Origin of the sequence: Acidocella sp. MX-AZ02 (assembly GCF_000306035.1) — a bacterium.
Lineage (GTDB): Bacteria > Pseudomonadota > Alphaproteobacteria > Acetobacterales > Acetobacteraceae > Acidocella > Acidocella facilis.
Map to the genome: position 1 here is coordinate 1460568 of NZ_JH976207.1, position 7937 is coordinate 1468504.

Sequence of the window (7937 nt, forward strand, 5' to 3'; positions counted from 1 at the left end):
CGCGCACCGGTGCGGCGAGGTGATGCGGCGGGGCCTCTTCCCGGGCGACGCGCGCCACCGGATGATGCGCCGGCGGATGCGCCCGCATATCGGCATGCGCCGGCGCCGTTTCGTGAGGCACGGCGATCTCGGCCACCCGCTCGGCCGGTTTCGCCGGCGCGGCGGGGGCGACGCTGTGCCCGGCCTGCGTTGCCGTGGCGACATGGCCCTGCACCTCGATCGCCGGGCCGTTCGGCGCCGGGATGGCGTCGCTCCCCGGCAAGGCCGGTACTTCGTCTTCCGGATTGCTGAAGGGCGCGGCGCTGCCAGGCGGCGGCAGCGTGCTGGCCAGGTCGGCCAGCGTGACCAGCTGCCCCGGCTTCATCGGCTGCAACCCGGTAAATTGCGCCGCCAGCGCGGCGATGCGCGAAGGGTCCGCCTCCAGCGCCCACTGCGCCTGCAGCACGCGGATGCTCTGCTCGTCATGCCGGCTGGTTTCGGCCACCTGTTCGAGCTGGTTTTCCAGGGCCCGGCTCTGATGCTTGACCATGAACAGATAGGCGCCGGAGATCGCGAAGAGCAGGCCGGTCAGGAAGGTCAGGGGCCGAACGATCATGCGGCCAGCCTTTCCATGACGCGCAGCTTGGCGCTGCGCGCGCGCGGGTTGGCGCGAATTTCAGCCTCCCCGGGCAGGATGGGGGATTTCGTCACCAGGCGAAATTCCGGGGCGCTGACCTGGGCCAGCCCGGCGGGGTCGTGGCGCGAGGCGCCCGGCGTGCGGCCGGCACTCTGCGCGAAGAAATGCTTGACGATCCGGTCTTCCAGCGAATGGAAGCTGACCACCACCAGCCGCCCGCCCGGCGCCAGCAAGGCGGCCGATTGCGCCAGCGCCGCCTCGATATCGGACAGCTCCTCATTCACGGCGATGCGCAACGCCTGGAAGCTTCTGGTTGCCGGGTCGATCCCCGATTTATCCGGTCTCACAACGCTCCGTATCACGCCAGCCAAATCCGCCGTCGTCGTAAATTTCTGCGCCTTGCGCCGGTCCACGATTTGCTTCGCGATCCGGCGCGCGGCTTTTTCATCACCATATTTGTACAAAATATCGGCAAGATCGGATTCGGCGCAAAGATTCACGAGGTCCGCGGCGGACTGCCCGTCGCGGCTCATCCGCATATCCAGCGGCCCGTCCTGGCGAAATGAAAAGCCACGCGCCGGATCATCGATCTGGAACGAGGACAGGCCGAGATCGAACACCGCGCCATCCAGCCGGGCCACCCCGCGCGCCGTCATCATCTCCGAAATTTCGCTGATGCGGCCGGGGATCAATTCAAACCGCCCGGCATGGGCGGCGGTCAGTTCCGCACCCCGCGGCAGTGCATCCGGATCGCGATCGACCCCGAACAGGCGGCATTTGGCACGCTCCAGGATCATCCGCGAATAGCCGCCGCCGCCGAAGGTGCCATCCAGATAGACGCCGTTTTCACGCGGCTGCAGCGCCTCGATCGCCTCGTCGCGCAGGACGGAAATATGTGAAAAATTGCTCATGACGGCGCCCCGAAGCTCAAACGCGGGGCGAGCGCGCGGGAGGCGTCGCGGAAGGCCTTGCCGGCCTGCGGTTCCCAGATCAGGAAATGATCGCCGCGGCCCATGAAGAACACCGCATCGGAGAGGTTTGCCTGCTCGGCGAGATAGCCGGTGATCAGCACCCGCCCCTGCGCATCCAGCTCGACCTCTTCCGCATCGGAGAAAATCTGCGTCTGCAGCCCGACCTGCTCGGGGCTCATCTCCGGCATCGCCGCGAGCTTCTCCTGGAAGCGCGCGTAATTCGGCAAAGGCCAGGCCTCGACACAGCCTTCGATGAAAGAGGGGCGCAGGATCAGGGTCATCTCCGGATGGTCCTTCCAGGCGGCACGGAACGACGCCGGGACGGATACCCGTCCCTTCGCGTCGCGCTTGTTCTCGTGGCTGCCAAAGAACTGCTTCATCGCCCCCGCGCCGCAACACCTTTCACCTCAAACCGAACCTTCAGGGCTCACCCCGAACCCTTTCGGCCTACCCGAAACGCACCACACTCCACCACTTCATGGGAAAACATGGGTTTCTTCACCACTAACATGCACGCGACTCCCCGTCAAAATAAAACCCCAGCGTGACAGCGAGGAAATGCGCCGCGAGACTCGGGGCGCGCTCCTGAAATCTTCTTCATTTGTTCGCTTTTCGTTCGCACTACATTGCGAAACGGAAATAAAGATCCAGACGGCCTGTAAGCCGGGTTCTGTCCACGCGCCAAAGCGCGCTGGACGGCCATTCCTCTGGGACGGGTGTTGCCACCCGCCTCAAGCAACCAACCCGGGCGGCAAGCCGGAAATGCTTCGCGCCCCTGCCAAGGCAGGACGCCGGCCGCCCCTATTCGGTTTTGCTCCCGGTGGGGTTTTCCCTGCCCTTTGCGTTACCGCAAAGGCGGTGCGCTCTTACCGCACCCTTTCACCCTTACCACGGCAAGCCGTGGCGGTTTGCTTTCTGTGGCACTGTCCCTGGGGTCACCCCCGCCGGCCGTTAGCCGGCACCGTCTTTCCGTGGAGCCCGGACTTTCCTCTGGCGGTTGCCCGCCAGCGGCCGTCCGGCCGTCTGGATCGGCGCGGTGCCTAGGGAGTTTCGGGGGCTGCGTCAACCAGCCGGCGTAAGGCAGCAGCCCGGCCGGTGGTGGGAGCATCCGGCGCGCCGGTGAGGTGCGCGGGCAGGAAATGGCGCTGAAAGGCGCGGATCACCGAGTCTTGCGGCAGGGTGATATCATAGCCGATGGCGGCGAGATCGGCCATCAGATCGCCGGGCGGGGCGTAATCGTCGGTCCAGATCCCCACCCCATGCGCGGCCAGCCAGGGCCAGTCGAACAGCTCGCCGGGGTCTTGTTTGCGGTTCGGGGCGATGTCGGAATGGGCGACGACATTGCGCGCCGGGATGGCGTGTCGGCGCAAAATGCCCTGGCAGAGCGCCAGCACCGCCTGCATCTGCGCCGGCGGGAAGGCGCGATAGCCCCATTCATGGCCGGGATTGACGATCTCGATGCCGATGGAGGCGCCGTTGAGCGCGCTTTTGCCGCGCCAGGAGGAGATGCCGGCATGCCAGGCGCGCATCGCCTCGGGCACCAGGTTGAAGATTGTGCCGTCCTCCTCGACCACGTAATGGGCGGAAACTTTCGCGCGCGGCGCCTTCAGCAGGTCGATGGCGGCGCGCCCGGTCGGCATCCCGGTATAATGCAGCACCAGATGCGAGACGGGTTCCTCCCGCGCATCGAAATTCGGCGAGGGCTCGAAGATCATCAGCCGGCCGGGCGGCGGGTGAGCAGCAGGCCGAGACCGAGGCAGATCATCGCCCCGCCCGCCGCCTGGCGCACCCGGATGACGGCATTGCCGCGCCCGGTGAAGAGCCGCTTCAGCCTTGCGGCGGCCAGCGCCATGATCGCGTCCGAGCCGGTGTAGAGCAGGATCGCCATCAGCCCGAGGGCGAGGAATTGCAGCGCCACATGCCCCGCCGACGGGGCGATGAATTGCGGCAGGAAGGCCAGGAAGAAGGCGGCGGTTTTGGGGTTCAGCGCGGAGACGGCCAGCCCGTCCCGCCAGGCCCGCGCCAGCCCGGCGCGGCCGCGGATGGGGGCGGTACTGGTCGCCGCGCCGGCCTTGCGGATGGTGCTGAGGCCGATCCAGATCAGATAGACCGCCCCGGCCAGTTTCAGGACGGTGAAAAGCTGCGCGCTGGCCAGCACCAAAGCCGAAAGCCCGGCCGCGCCCAGCGCCACCTGCACCACCCCGCCCGAGCCGGTGCCGAGGCTGGAGGCCAGCCCTTCCAGCGTGCCGCCGGCCAGCGAACGGCTGATCACGTAGGTCATGCCCGGCCCCGGCAAAATCGCCAGCATCAGGCAGGCCAGGAAAAACACGCCGAGATGCTGGAACATTTTGTCCTCTATGCCTGGGCGCGCTTGATCGCGTCATAGGCGGCGTTGATCCGCGCCACCTTCTGCGAGGCGGCCTCGATCATCGCCGGGGACGCGCCGCGCGCCGCCAGACTGTCAGGATGGGTCTCGCGCATCAGCTGTTTCCAGCGGGCGCGGATTTCATCGGCGCTGGCCTGCCGGCGCACGCCCAGCACCAGATACGGATCCTCGGACGGCGCCTGCGGCGGTGGGGTGCCCTGCCCGGCGCGCCGCGCCGCCGCCTCGCCCAGCCCGAAGGCGTAGGCGACGCGGGAGAGGAAATCCGCCTCCGCGCTGTTCACCGGGCCGTCGGCGCGGGCGATCTGATACAGCCCGGCCAGCACCTGCTCCAGCGGGGTCTTGTCATCGGCGAAGGCCTGGCCGAGCTGGGTGGCGTAGCTCTCGAAACCGGCGGCGCTCTCGCGGGCGCTGTCGAAGAGTTTCGCCACCTCGCCCATGCTGGCGGGGGGAATCGCGAAGCTGGCCTTGAAGGCGTCGATTTCCAGCCGGCTCACCGGCCCGTCGCATTTGCACAGCTTGGCCGCCAGCACGGTGACGCCGATGGCGAAAACCTGGTCGCGCCGGCCCATCATCGCCGCCAGACGCAGCGGGTCGAACGGCATGGCGCGGCCGGCGAAGCCCTGGAGATTGGGGGTGAAGCCGTTCAGCTTGCCTTCATCCGCCGCGTGGCCCAGCGCCGCGCCGAACAAAGCCCCCACCGGGCCGCCCATGGCGAAGCCCGCCATGCCGCCGATAAACTTGCCCCAATAGCTCATATACCCCGCCTAGCACAGCGCCGCCCTTGAACCCAACCACACAATGGGACATTCACCATGGCGGGTTTAGGGGGCCAGAGCTCACTAAATGATAAATGAGAGACAGGTTCACAAGCTGACGTGACGCGCAAACATCTTCTTTGGGCCGGCCCGCTGGCGTTGCTGGTGGCGCTGGGGGCCGCGTTGCTGGCGCTGCCCAGCTTTGTCGCGGCGCCGGCGCACCGGACGGCGGTGGAGGCCTTCGCCTCGCGCCTGACCGGGCGGGATGTGCATATCAGCGGCAAGCTCTCTCTGTCCTACTTCCCGCAGCCCGAGATCACCGCCACCGGCATCACCATTTCCGGGCCGGACAAGGAGGTGATCACCGCGCATGCGCTGTCGCTCGATCTGGCGCTGGCGCCGCTGCTGCAAGGCCAGCTCGCCGCCCGCACGCTGGATCTGGACACGCCCAACATCACCTTCCCCTGGCCGCTGCCCGGGGGCATCAGCGCCATCGCCCCGCCGCCCTGGCTGGCGGCGCTGCACGCCCATATCAAGAATGGCCGGATCAATTTCGGCGCCGCCGATTTCACCGATGTCAATGCCGATCTGTTCACCGGGGCCGGCGGCAGCGTCAGCGTCTCGGGCAATGGCAAGCTGCAGACACATGATGTCTCGCTGAGCCTCGCCGTCGGCGAGACGGAGGCGGACGGCGCGGCGCAGATTACCCTGCGCGCCGCGCTGGGCGGGGCCAGCGCGCATTTCGCCGGGGCGTTGAACGCGCAGAGCGAGCTGGCCGGGCAGCTGAACCTGGCCCTGCCCGGCCATGCCAGCGTCAGCGCCCAGATCAGCGCCAACGCGAACGGCATCAGCGCCGAGGATATCAGCGCCAGCCAGGACAAGCTGGCGTTGCACGGCACCGCGCATCTGGCCTTCGCGCCGCTGGGGCTGCGGGCGGATCTGACCGGCCAGGGGCTGGATCTCGACCAGCTGACCAAGCTGTCGCCGCTCTGGCCCGGCGGGCTGGCGACCGAGCTGCATCTCGATGCCGCGAATGTGAGTCTGGCCGGCAGGAGCTTCCCGGCCTTGCGGGCGACACTGAAGACCAGCCCTGCCGGCAGTGCCGTCTCCGGCCTCACGCTGGGTCTGCCCGGCGGCGCCAGCCTCAGCGGCGATCTGACAATCTCGCCCAACCAGGATCTCTCCGGCAGGCTGAGCCTCGCCGCGCCGGACCTGACGGCGCTGGCAAGCGGGCTAGGGCTGCCGGCCGTGCCCGGCTGGACGAGCGCCAGCCTGCAGGCACAGCTGGGCGGCACGCGCGACGCGCCGGACCTCACCGACATCACCGGCACGCTGGGCGCGGACCATGTGAATGGCCGGGTGGTCCTCTCCGCCGGGCATGCCGCCTTCCGGCTCGCCTTCGACCAGCTCGACCTCGCATCGCTGGCGGCGTGGCTGGCGCAGCGCCCGCTGGGCGGCGGCGTCAGCGTCGCCGGCGAACTCACCGCCGCCCATGCGGTGGCGGGGCCGCTGAAGCTGAGCAATCTGTTCATCGACGCGGATATGGGCGCGCAGCTCGATATCCGCCGCGCCACCGCCTCGCTCTATGGCGGCATCGCCAATGGCAGCGTGACACTGGACCGCGACTTCAAGGTGACCTCCGCCCATGCGGTGCTGGACCTGCCCTCCGCCGCGCCCCTCGCCGCCTTGCTGCCGCAGGATGTGAAGCTGCCGGCTGAGCTGCTGCGCCCGCATCTCAGCCTGGTACTGGCCGCCGCCGGGCCGCCCAACGCGCTTTCGACCAGCGCCGTCGCTACGCTGGGGGATTTCACCCTCACCGCCGCACCGGTGATCGATCTCACCAAGCCCAGCGCCGCCGGCGCGCTCTCGCTGCGCCACCCGGACGCGATCGCGGCGCTGAAGCTGCTCGGGCTGAGGGGCGGCTGCTCGCGCATGGCGCCGCTGCCGGGCTATCCGTTCCAGGGTGGGAGCCTGCCTTGCAGCGCGGGGGTGAATGATCCTGGCCTCGCCTTCCCTGGCCCCGGCGCGCTGGCGCTGCGCGCGCGGTTTTCCGCCGCTCCCGGCAGCGCAGGGCTGAATGATTTCGTGCTCAGCGCCGGGCAGCTGAACGCTTCCGGCCAGATCATGCTGACCCAAGACAAATCCGGCGGCAAGCTCAGCGGCCAGATCGATGCCGGCACACTGGCCTTGCCGAAGCTGCCCGCCAGCCTGCAGATGCCGGGCAGCCTGCCGGTGAGCGGGCAGATCGCGCTGAAGGCGAACCAGGTGCTTTATGCCGGCACGCCGGTCTTTGGCGCCACCGCCGGCACGCTTTCCTTCGCACCGGATCAGGCGCGCCTGACGCTGGATGATGCCGCCATCGGCACTGGCAAGCTCTCCGGCAGCGCCACGCTGAAGCTCGACCCCAAGGCGCCGCCGGCGCTGAGCGCGAAATTCCTCGCGGACGGCATCGATGCCGGGGCGCTGGCCCTGCCGCAGAGCTTCCCGCTGACCCTGACCAGCGGCCAGCTGAGCGCCACCGCGAGCCTCACCGCCAGCGGCTATAGCGCGAAAACCTGGGCGGCGACGCTGGGCGGCAGCGCCACCATCACCGCCAGCAACGGCACGCTGAGCGGGCTCTCACTGCCGGACCTGGCCAGCGCGCTGAGCACGACACCCCGCCCGGCGCTGAGCAAGAGCCTGTCGGGCGGGACGACGCCGTTTGCCACCTTGTCTCTGGCGGCGACGATCGCGCAGGGCAATTGCACCCTGACCCAGGCGCAGCTCACCGCCCCCGCCGGCACGCTGGCGGCGAGCGGCACGATCGATCTGTTCGAATCGACGCTGGCGCTGAAGTTGGGCGCCACCCCTGCGGTGAAGCCGCCGCTGACGCTGAGCGTTCGGCTCTCCGGCCCGTGGGGCAAGCCGGGGCGAGAATATGATCTGAAGGACGCCACCGGCTGGAAGCCGGGAAGCTAAGGCAAAGAAAAACCCCTTCCGCATCGCGGAAAGGGGTTCGGGTGTCGCAACGCCCCGGCCTCAGGTCGCAAAAGTTTTTCTTTGCCGCTTTTTTTCAAAAAAGCGGCAAAGAACCTGGGGGCAGTTTTACCCCCCTCAAAAACTTTTGCGCTTAGAGCATCAAGCTTTTAGCTTGATGCTCTAACTTTTATTTATGCGAGCAATTTTACGTGTTTATCTTGACGCTCCCGCGTCAACCTAAACACATATTG

General features: G+C 67.9%; 6 protein-coding genes, 1 other RNA gene and 1 pseudogene. 1 reads left to right on the forward strand and 7 read right to left on the reverse strand.

Annotation, left to right across the window (positions count from 1 at the left end; genetic code table 11):
• The 7 genes and pseudogenes from MXAZACID_RS17735 to MXAZACID_RS07230 all read right to left on the reverse strand — a co-directional run.
• A pseudogene (locus MXAZACID_RS17735) lies at window positions 1-595 on the reverse strand (hypothetical protein); the annotation flags it as partial.
• Window positions 592-1527 carry a 16S rRNA (cytosine(1402)-N(4))-methyltransferase RsmH gene (gene rsmH, locus MXAZACID_RS07210; protein ID WP_008493556.1) on the reverse strand — a complete coding sequence of 312 codons (936 nt, stop codon included), beginning with the start codon at window positions 1525-1527 and terminating at the stop codon, window positions 592-594. The gene rsmH and the pseudogene MXAZACID_RS17735, both read right to left, overlap by 4 nt.
• Window positions 1524-1967 carry a division/cell wall cluster transcriptional repressor MraZ gene (locus tag MXAZACID_RS07215; RefSeq protein WP_008493557.1) on the reverse strand — a complete coding sequence of 148 codons (444 nt, stop codon included), beginning with the start codon at window positions 1965-1967 and terminating at the stop codon, window positions 1524-1526. The genes rsmH and MXAZACID_RS07215 overlap by 4 nt, the downstream gene beginning before the upstream one ends.
• Before the next feature lie 263 nt (window positions 1968-2230).
• An RNA gene (gene rnpB / locus MXAZACID_RS17775) (RNase P RNA component class A) lies at window positions 2231-2614 on the reverse strand.
• 13 nt (window positions 2615-2627) lie between these two features.
• Window positions 2628-3302, reverse strand: a complete 675-nt coding sequence (locus tag MXAZACID_RS07220; protein WP_008493558.1) for an N-acetylmuramoyl-L-alanine amidase — start codon at window positions 3300-3302, stop codon at window positions 2628-2630.
• On the reverse strand, window positions 3302-3934 hold the full coding sequence (locus MXAZACID_RS07225; protein WP_008493560.1) for a LysE family translocator: 633 nt from the start codon (window positions 3932-3934) through the stop codon (window positions 3302-3304). The genes MXAZACID_RS07220 and MXAZACID_RS07225 overlap by 1 nt, the downstream gene beginning before the upstream one ends.
• Before the next feature lie 8 nt (window positions 3935-3942).
• A complete protein-coding gene (locus tag MXAZACID_RS07230; protein ID WP_008493561.1) occupies window positions 3943-4728 on the reverse strand; it encodes a TerB family tellurite resistance protein in 786 nt (261 codons plus the stop codon).
• A gap of 120 nt (window positions 4729-4848) precedes the next feature.
• Here MXAZACID_RS07230 and MXAZACID_RS07235 point away from each other — a divergent pair, with 120 nt between their 5' ends.
• Window positions 4849-7686 carry an AsmA family protein gene (locus tag MXAZACID_RS07235; RefSeq protein WP_008493562.1) on the forward strand — a complete coding sequence of 946 codons (2838 nt, stop codon included), beginning with the start codon at window positions 4849-4851 and terminating at the stop codon, window positions 7684-7686.
• Window positions 7687-7937 lie beyond the last annotated feature (251 nt).